At 62.0% G+C, this 13853-nt stretch carries 11 protein-coding genes; 7 read left to right on the plus strand and 4 right to left on the minus strand.

What is annotated here, in order from left to right; all coding sequences use genetic code 11:
- Window positions 1–2 precede the first annotated feature (2 nt).
- Both RHP75_RS04225 and RHP75_RS04230 read left to right on the plus strand, forming a co-directional pair.
- Window positions 3–3131, plus strand: coding sequence for an efflux RND transporter permease subunit (locus tag RHP75_RS04225; protein WP_311090583.1), 3129 nt, complete (start codon window positions 3–5; stop codon window positions 3129–3131).
- Between the two features lie 126 nt (window positions 3132–3257).
- A complete protein-coding gene (locus RHP75_RS04230; RefSeq protein ID WP_311090584.1) occupies window positions 3258–4442 on the plus strand; it encodes a multidrug effflux MFS transporter in 1185 nt (394 codons plus the stop codon).
- Between the two features lie 2 nt (window positions 4443–4444).
- On the opposite strand, the gene RHP75_RS04235 is transcribed toward RHP75_RS04230, so the two are convergent.
- The 4 genes from RHP75_RS04235 to RHP75_RS04250 form a co-directional block, all read right to left on the minus strand.
- Window positions 4445–4624 carry a hypothetical protein gene (locus tag RHP75_RS04235; RefSeq protein WP_311090585.1) on the minus strand — a complete coding sequence of 60 codons (180 nt, stop codon included), beginning with the start codon at window positions 4622–4624 and terminating at the stop codon, window positions 4445–4447.
- Between the two features lie 69 nt (window positions 4625–4693).
- Window positions 4694–6571: a PAS domain S-box protein gene (locus RHP75_RS04240; protein ID WP_311090586.1), complete on the minus strand. Its 1878-nt coding sequence runs from the start codon at window positions 6569–6571 to the stop codon at window positions 4694–4696.
- Between the two features lie 158 nt (window positions 6572–6729).
- Window positions 6730–7746, minus strand: coding sequence for a zinc-binding alcohol dehydrogenase family protein (locus RHP75_RS04245; RefSeq protein ID WP_311090587.1), 1017 nt, complete (start codon window positions 7744–7746; stop codon window positions 6730–6732).
- A gap of 10 nt (window positions 7747–7756) precedes the next feature.
- Entirely contained in the window at window positions 7757–8050 is a 294-nt protein-coding gene (locus tag RHP75_RS04250) for a putative quinol monooxygenase (protein ID WP_311090588.1), read from the minus strand.
- 104 nt (window positions 8051–8154) lie between these two features.
- On the opposite strand from RHP75_RS04250, the gene RHP75_RS04255 reads away from it, so the two are divergent.
- From RHP75_RS04255 to RHP75_RS04275, 5 genes are all read left to right on the plus strand, one after another.
- Window positions 8155–9072, plus strand: a complete 918-nt coding sequence (locus RHP75_RS04255) for a LysR family transcriptional regulator (RefSeq protein WP_311090589.1) — start codon at window positions 8155–8157, stop codon at window positions 9070–9072.
- Between the two features lie 82 nt (window positions 9073–9154).
- A complete protein-coding gene (locus RHP75_RS04260; protein WP_311090590.1) occupies window positions 9155–9541 on the plus strand; it encodes a DUF2946 domain-containing protein in 387 nt (128 codons plus the stop codon).
- 112 nt (window positions 9542–9653) lie between these two features.
- On the plus strand, window positions 9654–11699 hold the full coding sequence (locus tag RHP75_RS04265; protein WP_311090591.1) for a TonB-dependent receptor: 2046 nt from the start codon (window positions 9654–9656) through the stop codon (window positions 11697–11699).
- Window positions 11696–13213, plus strand: a complete 1518-nt coding sequence (locus RHP75_RS04270) for a hypothetical protein (RefSeq protein WP_311090592.1) — start codon at window positions 11696–11698, stop codon at window positions 13211–13213. Before RHP75_RS04265 ends, RHP75_RS04270 begins: the two co-directional genes overlap by 4 nt.
- Before the next feature lie 53 nt (window positions 13214–13266).
- Window positions 13267–13746: a copper chaperone PCu(A)C gene (locus RHP75_RS04275; protein ID WP_311090593.1), complete on the plus strand. Its 480-nt coding sequence runs from the start codon at window positions 13267–13269 to the stop codon at window positions 13744–13746.
- Window positions 13747–13853 lie beyond the last annotated feature (107 nt).

Below are 13853 nucleotides of genomic sequence, written 5' to 3' on the forward strand. Positions count from 1 at the left end.
CGGTGATCTCACGCTTCTTTATCGACCGCCCGGTATTTTCCGCGGTCATCTCGATCATCATCGTGCTGGCGGGCCTGATGGCCATGCGCTCGTTGCCGATCGCCCAGTATCCGCAGATTCTTCCGCCGCAGGTGTCGGTCAGCGCCAGCTATGCCGGTGCCAGCGCCCAGGTGATTGCCGAAACGGTGGCCGCGCCACTGGAGCAGTCGATCAACGGCGTGGAAGGGATGATCTACCAGCAGTCCAACTCCGGCGGCAACGCCATGAGCCTGTCGGTGTACTTCGAAGTGGGCCGCGACCCCGATCAGGCCACCATCGACGTCAACAACCGGGTGCAAGCCGCCCTGGCCAAACTGCCGGAGGAAGTGCGCCGGCAGGGCGTCAAGGTGCAGAAAAAGTCTTCGGACATTCTGCAAGTCGTGACCCTGTACTCGCCGGATGGCTCGCGCGACCCGGTGTATATCAGCAACTATGCGCTGATCAACGTGATCGACGAACTCAAGCGTCTGCCTGGCGTGGGCGATGTCAGCCAGTTCGGCTCGAAAGACTACTCCATGCGCATCTGGCTGCGTCCGGACAAGTTGGCGCAGTACAACCTGACGCCGACCGATGTGGTCAATTCGATCCGTGAGCAAAACTCGCAGTTCGCCGCCGGCAGTTTCGGCCAGCAGCCGCTCAAGCAGAAGCAGGATTTCACCTACACGGTGACCACCCAGGGCCGCTTCACCGACCCGAAAGAGTTTGAGAACGTCATTCTGCGCACCGATGAAACCGGTGCCAGCCTGTTGCTCGAGGACGTTGCACGGATCGAGCTGGGTGCCCAGGATTACTCGCTGATGACCTCGCTCAACGGTCAGCAGAACGCTGCTTTCGGTGTGTACCTGCAGCCCGGCGCGAATGCTCTGAACACTGCCGAGGCAGTGAGCAAGACGCTCGATCGTTTGTCGAAGAACTTCCCCAGCGGCATGACCTATAAAGTGCCGTACGACACCACCAAGTTCGTTCAGGTGTCGATTGATGAAGTGATCAAGACCTTCTTCGAAGCCTTGATCCTGGTTGTGCTGGTGGTGTTTATCTTCCTGCAGAACTGGCGCGCCACGCTGATCCCGGTGCTGGCAATTCCCGTTTCGCTGGTCGGTACTTTCGCCGGCATGTACATGCTCGGGTTCTCGATCAACCTGCTGACCCTGTTCGGCATGGTGCTGGCCATCGGTATCGTGGTGGACGACGCCATTGTGGTGATCGAAAACGTCGAGCGGGTAATGGCCACCGACAAGATCGGCCCGCGTGAAGCGACCATCAAGGCCATGGAAGAAGTGACCGGGCCGATCATTGCCATCGTCCTGGTGCTCTGCGCGGTATTCGTGCCGGTGGGCTTCCTCGGCGGCCTGGCGGGGGAGATGTATAAACAGTTCGCCATCACCATTGCCGTGTCGGTGGTGATCTCCGGTATCGTCGCCCTGACTCTGAGCCCGGCGCTCTGTGCATTGTTGCTCAAGCCTGGGCATCACGAGCCGGCGGCACCATTCCGCGCCTTCAACCGGGTCTTCGACAAACTGACCAATGGCTACACCGCAGGTGTGCGTTTCTTCCTCAAGCGTTCGGCGGTCGGGTTGTTGCTGTTCGGCGCGATGATCGCGGTGATGGTGCTGCTGTTCAACCGGGTGCCCAGCTCCCTGGTGCCCAATGAAGATCAGGGCTATGTGATCAACGCTTACTTCCTGCCGCCTGCCGCGTCGCTGACCCGCACCGAGAAACTCACCGGTGACGTGACCCAGCAGTTGATGGCGCACCCAGCGGTGCAGGATGTAGTGACCTTCGCCGGCTTCGACGTGCTGACCTTCGGCACCCGCAGCAACGCAGGGGTGTCCTTCGTGCCGCTGAAAGACTGGAGTGAGCGCACCACGCCTGAATTGGACGCGCGTAACCTGACCGGTGAATTTATGGGTATGGGCGCCGCGCAGAAGGACGGCGTGGTACTCAGCTTCAACCCGCCACCGATCACCGGTATGAGCACCACCGGCGGTTTTGAAGGCTTTATTCAGGACCGCAGTGGCGGCACCACTGCCGAACTGGCGGCCAAGGTTCAGGCCTTCCTCGCCGCCGCCGCGAAGCGCCCTGAGCTGGCAGGGGTGCAGAGCACCTTCAGCGCCAACGTGCCGCAATACTTTATCGATCTGGACCGGACCAAGGCGCGCGCCCTGGGTGTGGCAGTGAATGATGTATTCACCGCCATGCAAGCGACCTTTGGTAGCTACTACGTCAACGATTTCAGCCTGTATGGCCGTACCTTCCAGGTCAGCCTGCAGGCCGAAGCGGAGTTCCGCAGCAAGCCAGAAGATTTGTCCCAGGTCTATGTGCGCGCGGGCAGTGGCGAGCTGGTATCGCTGGCCAGCCTGGTCAAGGTTGAGCGGATTCTCGGCCCGGATACCTATGCACGCTTCAACGTCTACCCAGCGGCGAAGATCCTTGGCGGGCCGGCACCTGGCTACAGCTCAGGTCAGGCGCTGAGCGCGATTCAGCAAGTGGCGGATGAGGTGCTCGGTAGCGATTACAGCATCGGTTGGACCGGCTCGGCTTTCCAGGAAGTGGCATCGCAAGGTTCGGGCAGCAGTGCCTTTATCTTCGGCCTGATCATGGTGTTCCTGATCCTCGCTGCCCAGTATGAACGCTGGACCCTGCCGCTGGCCGTGGTTACTGCGGTGCCGTTTGCGGTGTTCGGGGCGATTCTCGCGGTGTGGTTGCGCGGTATCGAGAACGACCTGTACTTCCAGGTTGGTCTGGTCACCCTGATCGGCTTGGCGGCGAAGAACGCCATTCTGATTGTCGAGTTCGCCGTGCTTTGCCGGCATCAGGGCATGGGCATCTTTGAGTCGGCACTGGAGGCTTCGCGCCTGCGGTTCCGTCCGATCATCATGACTTCGCTGGCCTTCATTCTCGGTGTTGTGCCGTTGGCGATCAGCTCGGGCGCAGGCTCTGCGAGTCGTCACTCGATTGGCACCGGGGTGATCGGCGGGATGATGGCGGCGACCTTCCTGGCGATCTTCCTGATTCCGATGTTCTATCTGCTGGTGGAGTCGCTGGCAGAGAAAATCGGCAAAGGCCGGAAAAAGGCCGATACACCGGTCTGACCAGCAGCCCGTTGGTAAGGGCAAACCGTAGCCCGGTACACGCCGGGAGCGCTTTGTCAGCCTGCCGTAGCTCCGGGTTTATCCGGGCTACGGCGGCACCTTCTGTTATTTCATTTCTGGACATCCATGCCGTTACGTCTTCTGTTGATTCTTGGCGCGTTAAGCGCCTTTGGCCCGTTGGCCATCGATTTTTATCTGCCAAGCTTCCCAACCCTGGCGCGCGCGTTTTCCACCGATGTGGAGCACGTGCAGCTGTCGTTGGCCGCCTACTTTGCCGGTCTGGCCATCGGTCAGCTGGCGTATGGTCCGCTGGCCGACCGTTTTGGCCGGCGTAAACCGCTGCTGGTCGGGGTTATGCTGTTCAGTCTGGCGTCACTGGCCTGCGCCCTGGCACCAAGTCTGGAATGGCTGATTGCCGCGCGCTTTGTGCAGGCGCTGGGTGGCTGTGCCGGGATGGTGATTTCGCGGGCGGTGGTGCGTGATCTGTGTGACCCAATCAGCTCGGCCAAGGTGTTTTCCCAGTTGATGCTGGTGATGGGCCTGGCGCCGATTCTCGCGCCGCTGGGCGGTGGGCTGCTGCTTAGCACGTTGGGCTGGCCGTCGATTTTTGTCTGCCTGACGCTGTTCAGCTTTGTCTGTCTGCTGGCGGTGGCTCAGTGGCTGCCGGAAACCCTGGCCAAGGATGCGCCGCCTGCGCCTTTGCGCGGCGCGTTGGGGGAGTACAAGCGGCTGTTTACGGACCTGCCTTTTCTCGGTTATGCGCTGACCGGTGGCTGTGCGATTGCCGGGATGTTTGCCTATATCGCCGGCTCACCGTTCGTGTTTATCGAACTCTATGGCATACCCGCCGAGCATTACGGCTGGCTGTTCGGCAGCAATGCCCTGGGCTTTATTCTGGTGGCGCAGTTGAATGCCTGGCTGGTGGCGCGACACGGGCCGGCGTACTGGCTGGGTAAGACCGTGTGGTTCTATCTGGCGTGTGGCCTGGCGCTGCTGCTGGTGGCACTGGCCAAACCACAGGCCCTGTGGCCGTTGCTGATTCCACTGTTCGGCTGCATTGCCAGCCTGGGCATTCTTCTGCCCAACGCCTCAGCCTGCGCCATGGCCGGGCAGGGTAGCCATGCCGGCAGTGCGTCAGCGCTGTTGGGTAGCCTGCAATTTGTGATCGCTGCCAGTGCCGCCGCCATGGTGGGTGTGCTGCATGACGGCAGTGCCTGGCCGATTGCCGTGGTGATCTTCGCCTGCGGGGGGCTGGCCGTGAGTTTTTCTCTGTTTACCCGGTGGGTCGAGCGCGGCGCGATCCGCGCATAGGCTTAACTTGCCGCGCGCTGCTGCTCGAAAGGCAGCCTATGCGGCGCGTTCAAGCGCGCTTGCAGGGTGCTGACAAACTGGCGGGCCTCGCTTTCACTGCGGAAGGTCACGCTCTGCTTGCCAAAGCTTACTTGCCAGCCTGGACCTGTGGCTGTTTTTACCGGTTGGGTCATGATGTTCATCGACGAGCCTCCTATGCAAGAAAGGCCAGTCTAGTCGCTCAATATGAACTTTCATTGACCTGTAACAAATCAATCAAGGCTGGCATACCGCTGGTCTGATTGGCTCACTTCAGTTGTGCTGGTATTGAATTGCACGGCCAGCCCCGCCAGTCGGGTGAATTCGGTTACCAGGGCGATATCGGCAGCGCTCGGCCGGTTTGGCTGCGGGTAATAGATGCCAAATGTGCCGAGTACCTGGCCGCTGTCATCCTTGAACGGCAATGACCAGCAAGCCTGCAGTCCCGCCGCCAGGGCGACGCTGTGGTAGTCGCGCCAGTAGGGATGCCGGCTGAGGTCTTCGGCGATCACCAGTTCGCCACTTGCTGCAGCATGCCCGCATGAGCCAACTTCCAGTGCTGCTGCAATCCCTTCGATGGCCTGGCAATAAGCCTCCGGCAGGCTCGGTGCGGCACCAATATGCAGGCGCTGGTGGGCATCGAGCAGCATGATCGATACGCGCATCTGCGGTTGCAGGCTTTCCAGGCGTCGAGTGATACCGCTGAGGATGCTGCGTAGTGGGCGCAGGCCGAGCAGCTCGTCGAGTACCGCATTGCGCGCTTGTTGCAGATGTTGGTCCTGATGGCGCTCATGTACGTCGTGCAGGCTGCCGTGCAGGCTGTGTTCGGGCAGGCTCAGGTTGAGGTGCAGCTCAACTCGACGCGCCTGTCCGCTGTGGGTGAGCAACTGGCACTCCAGGCGCAGGCTGCCGAGTTTGCCGCTGCGCAGTTCTTCCAGCCGTTGGCGCAGCGTGGCCTGACCGAGTTCCGGCATGAAACGCTGTAATGGGCGGCCCAGGCTTTCATGGATCGGGTAGCCGCTGATCTGCTCCCAGGCGGGGTTGAGGAAGCTCAGTTTGTCGTCGGCATCGGTGATAAAGATCGCATCGCCGAGGTGCTCGACCAGCGAGCGGTAGCGGGTCTCGCTGACCTGCAGTTCGCTGTCGATTTTCTTCTGTTCGGTCAGATCGATGTCGACGCAGTACAGCTCCAGCTGATCAAGGCTGTTACGCAGCATCAGGTGGCTGGAATAGACCCACACCAGGCTGCCGTCCTTGCGCTGCAACTGCACCTCAGCCGCCGGGATTGGTGGGCCGCCGAGCTGCCACAGGTTGATCGCGCTGGCTACTTTGCTGCGTGCCGGCAGCGGTACGATCAACTCTTCCAGGCGGCGTCCCATGACCTCGTGCACGGCATAGCCGTAGAGCAGGGTGCTGGCCTGGTTCCAGTAAATCACCCGGCGTTCGCGGTCATAGCCTTGCACGGCAATCCGTGGGGTTTGCTCGAACAGCAGACGAAAGCGCTGCTCGCTTTCGCGCAAGGCGCTTTCATCACGCTTCTGCGCGCTGATGTTCTGTACGGTGCCGAGGATGCTGCCGTGCTCGTCGACCTCGCCGCGCAGCATCAGCCAGGTAACCTGATGTGGCTGGGGTTGCAGCAGGCGAGCGCTCACCATCATCGGGGTGTGCCCCTCCAGCAAGGCTAGCAGGGCGCGTTGCACGACTGCGCGTTCGGCGGGGTGCAGCCAGCTGAGCAGCTGTTCGATGGTGCTCTGTTGGCTATCCGTGGCGCGGCCAAGCAGGCAGAGGGCTTCTTCGCTCCAGAGGAAGGCGTTGTGGTACTCCCAGCTGCCGAGCCTGGCGTTGCGCTGAGTGTGTTGTAGCAGGCGGCTTTTATGGGTGAGTTCTTCCAGTAACTGGTGTTGCGCCTGACGATCACGCTGGGTGAACAGAAAGATCAGCCCTGCGCTGAGCAGAATAAACAGCAGGCCTTTGCCTGTTTGCAGCTCGGCCACCAGCTCGCTGTCCTTGACCAGTGCATGCAGCAGGTAGTCGCTGCCGAAAATCCACAGGGCGCTGAACAGCATATATACGCCAGCCAGGCGCAGTGGGCCTTGAAGATCGGGTCGCATCCCTCACCACCAATGGCTAGCCAAGTCGAAAGATTTGAGTAGGTGTTGCCTGACCATAGGCAATGTAATGAGTCTAGCTGGCCGCTTATCGAATGCAGGGCGCGCGGAAAAAAAGCTGCCCGACGCGCGATGTGCGCGTCGGGCTTGCTTTGGACCGTTTAGAACCCTTCGAGAACGATCTTGCCCTTGGCTGTACTGCTCTCCAGCAGAGCATGGGCGCGGCGCAGGTTGGCCGCGTTGATGCTGCCGAAATGCTCACCCAGGGTGGTGCGCAGGGTGCCGGCATCCACCAGTTCAGCGACCCGATCCAGCAGGCGATGCTGTTCGACCATATCGGCGGTTTCGAACAGCGAGCGGGTGAACATCAGTTCCCAGTGCAGCGACAGGCTTTTGCGTTTGAGTTGCATGATGTCCAGTGGCTGCTCCGGGTCATCGATCAATGCCAGGCGACCTTGCGGTGCCAGGGCTTCGACCAGTTGGGCGAAGTGCTGGTCGGTCTGGGTCAGGCTGGCGACGTGGGTCACCTGATCGATACCGATGCGTTTCAGCTCTTCACTCAGCGGCTGGCGATGGTCGATTACATGGTGCGCGCCCAGTTCGCGGACCCAGGCATGGGTTTCCGGGCGGGAGGCGGTGCCGATCACTGTCAGGCCGGTGAGTTGACGGGCCAGCTGCACCAGAATCGAACCAACACCACCGGCGGCACCGACGATCAGCAGGCTCTGGCCCAGGTCAGTGTTGCCCTGAGTGATCTGCAGGCGCTCGAACAGCAGCTCCCAGGCGGTGATCGCGGTCAGCGGCAGAGCGGCGGCTTCGGCAAACGGCAGGCTGTTGGGCATGTGCCCGACGATGCGCTCATCCACCACATGCAGCTCGCTGTTGGCCCCGGCACGGTTGATCGCCCCGGCGTAATACACCCGGTCGCCGGGCTGGAACAGGCTGACTTCGCTGCCCACTGCCTTGACGATACCGCTGGCATCCCAGCCGAGTACCTTAGCGGCGCCGTCTTCAGGGGCGACGTTGCGGCGGATCTTGGTGTCCACCGGGTTGACCGAAATGGCCTTGACCTCAACCAGCAGGTCGCGCGGGCCGGGCGTTGGCGTCGGCAGTTCGACATCCAGCAGCGCGTCAGCGTGGTCAGCGGGCAGGGAGTGGTAATAGGCGACAGCTTTCATAAAGGGCTCCTTAGACAATGCGTTGCATCAGTTGATGATCGACCTGTTCCAGCAGGCTGCCGCAGGTCTGTACGAAATGCAGGAAGTGCACGGTTTGCTGGTGCGCGCTGAGGGCGGCGGCATCCAGCCATTGCTCAACCATGATGAAGCGGTTCGGCTGCTCCTGATGCAGGTGCAGGTTGTATTGCAGGCAACCGGCTTCGGCCTGGCTGGGCGGCACCAGCTGGCGCAGACCGGCCTCAACCGCCTCGGCATGGCCGGGGCGTGCGGTGATGGTGGCAATCAAAGTCAGTGGCGTGGTCATGGCGGACTCCGGTTCAAGTGCTGCACATGCTCGGTTATTTGATTGACGAGAAAAACAGGCGGCTACTAGAGTCTCTTTCAATACTTTTTTGATAATGAGCCGCCATGCTGCGTTTTGATGATCTGCAGTTGTTTGTCACCACCGCTGACCTGGGCAATCTCTCGGCCGCCGCCCGGCGCCTGGATATTTCCCCGGCGGTGGCCAGCGCCGCGCTCAAGCGTCTGGAGCAGCAACTGGAAGCGCGCCTGTTCAGCCGCTCCACCCGCAGCCTGCGCCTGACTCCCGAGGGCGAGCTGTTTCTCGGCCATGCGCGCCTGGCTTTGCAGAGTCTAGATGATGGTAGGCAGCAATTAGCCGGCAGCAAGATTGGCATCAGCGGGCCGTTGCAGCTATCTGCGCCCTCGGACTTTGGCCGCAATACCTTGCTGCCCTGGCTGGATGAGTTCCAGCAAGCGCACCCGCAGGTACAGCTGCGTCTGCTGCTCGGTGATCGCGTGGCCGATCTGTTTCGCGAGCCGGTGGACATCGCCCTGCGCTACGGCGCCCCAGAGGACTCCAGCTTGGTCGCCTTACCAGTGGCCGCGTCCAACCGCCGCGTGTTGTGCGCCGCACCGCAGTACCTGCACAAGCACGGAACGCCGCAAACGGTCGATGAACTGAGCGAGCACAACTGCCTGCTCTATATGCTCGGTGGGCGGCTGCATGACCGCTGGCGTTTCAGCGACGGCAAGCGCGAGCAGGGCATCAGCGTCAAAGGCGACCGGGTCAGTGACGATGCCGACGTGGTGCGGCGCTGGGCGGTCAGCGGTGCCGGGCTGGTCTACAAATCCTGGCTGGATGTAGCCGGCGATGTGCGTGCCGGACGGCTTCAGGTGCTGCTACCTGAGCTGCGCGGTGAGCCGACACCGCTCAACCTGATCTGCGCGCACCGGGCGCAACTGAGCAAGCCGGTGCTCTTGCTGCGTGAGTTTGTGCAGGCACGCTGTGCGGAGTTGTTGGCGCAGGCACCCTGGCCGAACTAAGATTGCCGCCAGCGCGCTGCGGCAATCCATCGCAGTGCCGCTGTGTCACATGCGCCCCGGAGCAATGCTAGAGTCGCGCCCCATGAAAATGACCCGTACTGACCGTCGCCTGCTGGCCTGGATGCTGTATTTCAGCGTTCTGTTCAGTGCGTTCGCCTGCAGTATTGGTCACGGCCAGATGGCTGGCCTGCAACTCAGCGGGTTAGGCAGCCAGTACTGCTCCTTCGAGGGCAACTTCGGTGCCGGCGCGGATCTGGATGGCTCCGGTGTGGTGGCGCCCAATCCTGCCACCGGCTCCGGCTGCTCCCTGAGTTCCACGTTCAGCGCGATTATCCTGGCGGCGTTCTTCGGTCTGCTGGGCCTGCTGGTGCCCAGTCGCGCGCCCCTGCTGACCTTCTTCTTCACCCCGCGACCTGTCCGCTACCTCTGGCCCTCGGCCAACCCCCGCGCATCCCCTGTTCTGGCTTGAGTTGCTGTTGCTGCGGCCGTATTTGCGACCGCGCTGATTACTTGAAACCAGATAAAAAACCGCGTCTGTCGGTGCTTGAAGAGCGCCCGATGGACCGAAGTTGGGGAAGTCCATGCGTCAGATATCCGTATTCAGCCTGCTGGCTGTCAGCATCAGCCTGGCCAGTTCCGCCTATGCCGAGCATCTCAAACTAGAAGACAGCACAGTGGTCGGCCAGCAGCATGGGGATGCCACTGCGCCGAGCATTGCCGAGAAGCGCGCCGAGTTTGCGCGGATTCCCGGTGGTGCCAGTGTCGTCGATGGCGAAACCTACAAGACCGGCCGCGCCAGCTCGCCGCAGGATGCTTTGGGCCAGGCCACGGGGGTGTATATCCAGTCGCGCTCCGGCGCCGAGGAATCGCGCCTGTCGATCCGTGGCTCGGGCCTGCAGCGCACCTTCCATCAGCGCGGTATTCTGCTGATGCAGGACGGCGCACCGCTGAACCTGGCGGATGGCAGTGGTGACTTCCAGAGCATCGAACCGATTGCCCTGGACCATATCGAGGTCATGCGCGGCGCCAACGCCTGGCGCTACGGCGCCGCCAACCTGGGCGGGGCGATCAACTTCGTCACGCCCACCGGCAAGACCGCGCCCAAGGTGCAGCTGCGCGCCGAAGCGGGCAGCTTTGATTACCAGCGCATCTTCGGTGCGGTGGCCGAAGACTTTGGTGATTGGGATGCCTACCTGAGCTTCTCCGATTACTCCCAGGATGGTTTCCGCGATCACGCGCGCCAGGAGAACCAGCGCTACTTCGCCAATATCGGCGGGCGGATCAACGAGCGGCTGTCGACACGCTTCTATATCAGCCACGTGGAAACCGATTCGGAAATCCCCGGCAGCCTGACCAAGGCGCAGCTGCGGCGTAACCCCGAGCAGGCCGCGCTGAGCACGGTGACCGGCGATAACAAGCGTGACTTCACCCTCAACCGCATCGGCAATATCACCACCCTGCAACTGGACGGCGGGCACAGCCTGGAGCTGTCGAGCTTCTACAGCGAGAAATCGCTGTGGCACCCGATTTTCCAGGTGCTGGAAGTCGACAGTGAAGATGTCGGCGTACGCCTGACCCACAAATGGCAGAGCACGGATGGCTGGCGCTGGAGCGGTGGCGTGGAAGCGCTGCAAGGCCGTAACCAGGCAGAAAACTACGTTAACGTGCGCGGTAAACGCGGCAACCTAGTGGACCGTCAGGTGCAGACGGCGCGCAGCCTGAATGCCTTTACCGAGCTGGAAGTGCCGCTGGCCGAGGACTGGGCGCTGATCGGCGGCCTGACCTGGCTGCACAGCGAGCGCGATATCGATGACAAGCTGAAAAGCAGCTTCAACTTCGTCGGGGTGCCGACGGGTTTCCAAGATGCGTCATTCAACCGTAGCTACAGTGCCCGGATTGGCCGGATCGGCCTGCGTCATGACCTGGCCGACGGTGTGCAGCTGTTCACCAACCTCAGCCAAAGTTACGAGCCGCCGACCTTTAGCGAGCTGACCGGGGGCGCCATCGTCACCGAGAACGAGGCGCAGAAGGCCAACACCCTGGAAGCCGGTATGCGCTTCACCCAGGGCAATCTGGACCTGGACCTGGCGGTTTACCGCAGCGAAATTCGCGACGAGCTGCTGGGTTACGTCAACCCGCTGGCCCCGACCCAGGTGATCACCACCAACGCCGACCGCACCGTGCACCAGGGCATCGAGTTCGGTGGTGCCTGGCAGCTGGGTGAGGTGGTGTTGCGCGGTCAGTACCTGCTCAATGACTTCCGCTTCGACAACGACCCGGCCTACGGCAACAACCGCATTGCCGGCGTGCCGAGCCAGTTCCTCAAGGGTGAGGCGCTGTGGCAGCGCAATGGCTGGTATGCCGGCCCAACCGTCGAGTGGGTGCCGGTGCACTACGCCGCCGACCACGCCGAGTCGCTGTATGCCGAAGCCTATGCAATCTGGGGCCTGAAGGGCGGTTATCGTCCACGTGAAGGTCTGGGCTTCTTCGTCGAAGGGCGCAACCTCTCGGACAAGACCTACATCTCCACCACGGGCGTTGTGGCCAATGCCCGTGGCCAGGATGCCGCGCTGTTTATGCCCGGTGACGGTCGCAGCTTGTATGTCGGCCTGGAGTGGAAGCTTTGACGGCGGCTCTGCAAGCACAAGAGCTGCCGCGCCTGACCTGGCGCCAGCGCCTGCTGCGGTTGATGCCGTGGCACAAGCGCCTGGCGCTGCTGGCCTGCCTGGGCATCTTCAGCTGGGCGGGCAGCGGCATGCTGCACCCGCTGATGGGCTTCCTGCAGCCGCGTCCGCAAACCATGGCCACACCACAACAGGTGTTGCCGCTGGATAACCTGCGCAGTCCCGCGCAGGTGCTCGGTGCGGCGGGTGTTGCCCAGGTGCAGGGCTTGCGCCTGCTGGTGCTGGCCGCTGAGCCGTATTACCAGGCGCGTCTGGCTGGCGAACTGCAGCCACGTTACTGGCATGCACGCAGTGGTCAGGCAGTCGAGCTGGCCGGCGCTCATGCCGAAAGCCTGGCGCGGCACTACCTGGGCAGTGACGAGCCGCTGGCCTACGCCGGCAGCATCGAGCGCTTTACCAGCGAATACGCCTTTATCAACCGCCTGCTGCCGGTGGCGCGGGTCGATACCCAGCGTGATAACCAGTTGCGCCTGTATGTCGACCTGTTTCATGACCGCCTCGGCACCCTGGTGGATCAGCGCAAGGCTTGGTTCAGCGCGTTCTTCCAGACGATGCACAGCTTTCGCTGGCTGGATGCGGCGGGCCCGTTGCGGCCGGTGCTGATGCTGGTACTGCTGGCCTCGATTGTCTCGGCGACGCTGTTTGGTGTGGCGCTGTTTATCGCCCGCCATCCATGGCGGCGACCCTGCGGGTCGTCGCTGAGCGACGTTAAAAATGGCTCCCGGCCATTTTTTATCGCCCGTCGGCGTGCCCGGACCTTCAACCGGCGGCTGCATGGCTGGTGGGGGCTCGGGCTGGCCTTGGCGACCCTGAGTTTTGCCAGCAGCGGTGCCTGGCACCTGTTGCATAAGCAGAGCGCACAGCCCTGGCCAGCGCCGTTTGTGCCGAGTTTTAACGTGGCCGAGTTGGATATGGCACCGGCGGCCAACTGGCTGCTGGCCGGTGAAGAGCTGTACATGCTCAGCCTGCTTGAACTCGACGGCAAGCCGATCTGGCGCGCCCAGGGGCAGCAGTTCGCCAGCATGCCCAGCCTGCACTACCTGGATGCTCAGGGCCGTGAGCTGGGCAATGACACGCCGCGCCGTTATGCCCAGCAGCGCCTCGATCATTACGCCAAGTCCCTGGGCCTGGGTGAGGCACAGGCGCTTACGCTGCAGCACAGCTTCGACCACGAATACGGCTTCGTCTTCAAACGCCTGCCGGTGTTCAAGGCCAGCTATGCCGATGCGCACAACACCGCGCTGTTTATTGATCCGCTGGACGGTGCTCTGGCCAGCCGCGTGCAGGATGCTGACCGCACGGAAGGCTGGACCTTCGCCTACCTGCACAAGTGGGAGTTTCTCGCAGGTCTGGGCAATGGCTACAAGCACCTGATTCTGGGCCTGTTGGCTCTGGCTCATGTGCTGCTGGCGCTGGTGGGATTGAGCTTGATAGGTAAATCCCGTGCGTCATATTGAATTAACCGACTGTTAACCTGGACACTGCGTCCACCCCAAGATGGAGTTTGCTGATGTTGAAAAAGACCCTGCTGATTGCCGCTCTGCTGAGCCCAAGCCTGTTTGCCAATGCCCACGAATACACCGCCGGCGAGCTGCATATCGAACACCCCTGGTCGCGGGAAATGCCGGCCGTAGCGCCGACGGCGGCCGCTTATTTTGTGGTGCACAACAAGGGCGCCGAGGCTGATCGCCTGCTCAGCGTCAGTACCCCAGTGGCCGGTAAGGCCGAGCTGCACGAGCATATTCACGCCGATGGCCTAATGAAAATGCAGCAGGTACAGAACGTGGCCATCCCAGCCGGTGGTGAGGTGAAGTTCGAGCCCATGGGCTACCACGTCATGCTGTTCAACCTGAAGCAGCAGGCCAAGGACGGTGAGCGCTTTCCGCTGACCTTGACCTTCGAAAAAGCCGGTGCGGTCGAAGTGGAAATCGCCGTACACAAGGACGCCCCTGCCGGTGAGAAGACCCATGGCGAAGGCCACGCGCACTGATCTGCGCACCCAGCCCCGCTGCGTTGTAGCGGGGTTGCTGTTGTTCGGTGATGTTTACCGTCATTGATTTGCATCAGCCGTCCTGCTCAGGCCATTAGCCATACTCG

It is taken from the genome of Pseudomonas sp. SG20056, from assembly GCF_031764535.1.
In the GTDB taxonomy this organism is placed as follows: Bacteria; Pseudomonadota; Gammaproteobacteria; order Pseudomonadales; family Pseudomonadaceae; genus Aquipseudomonas.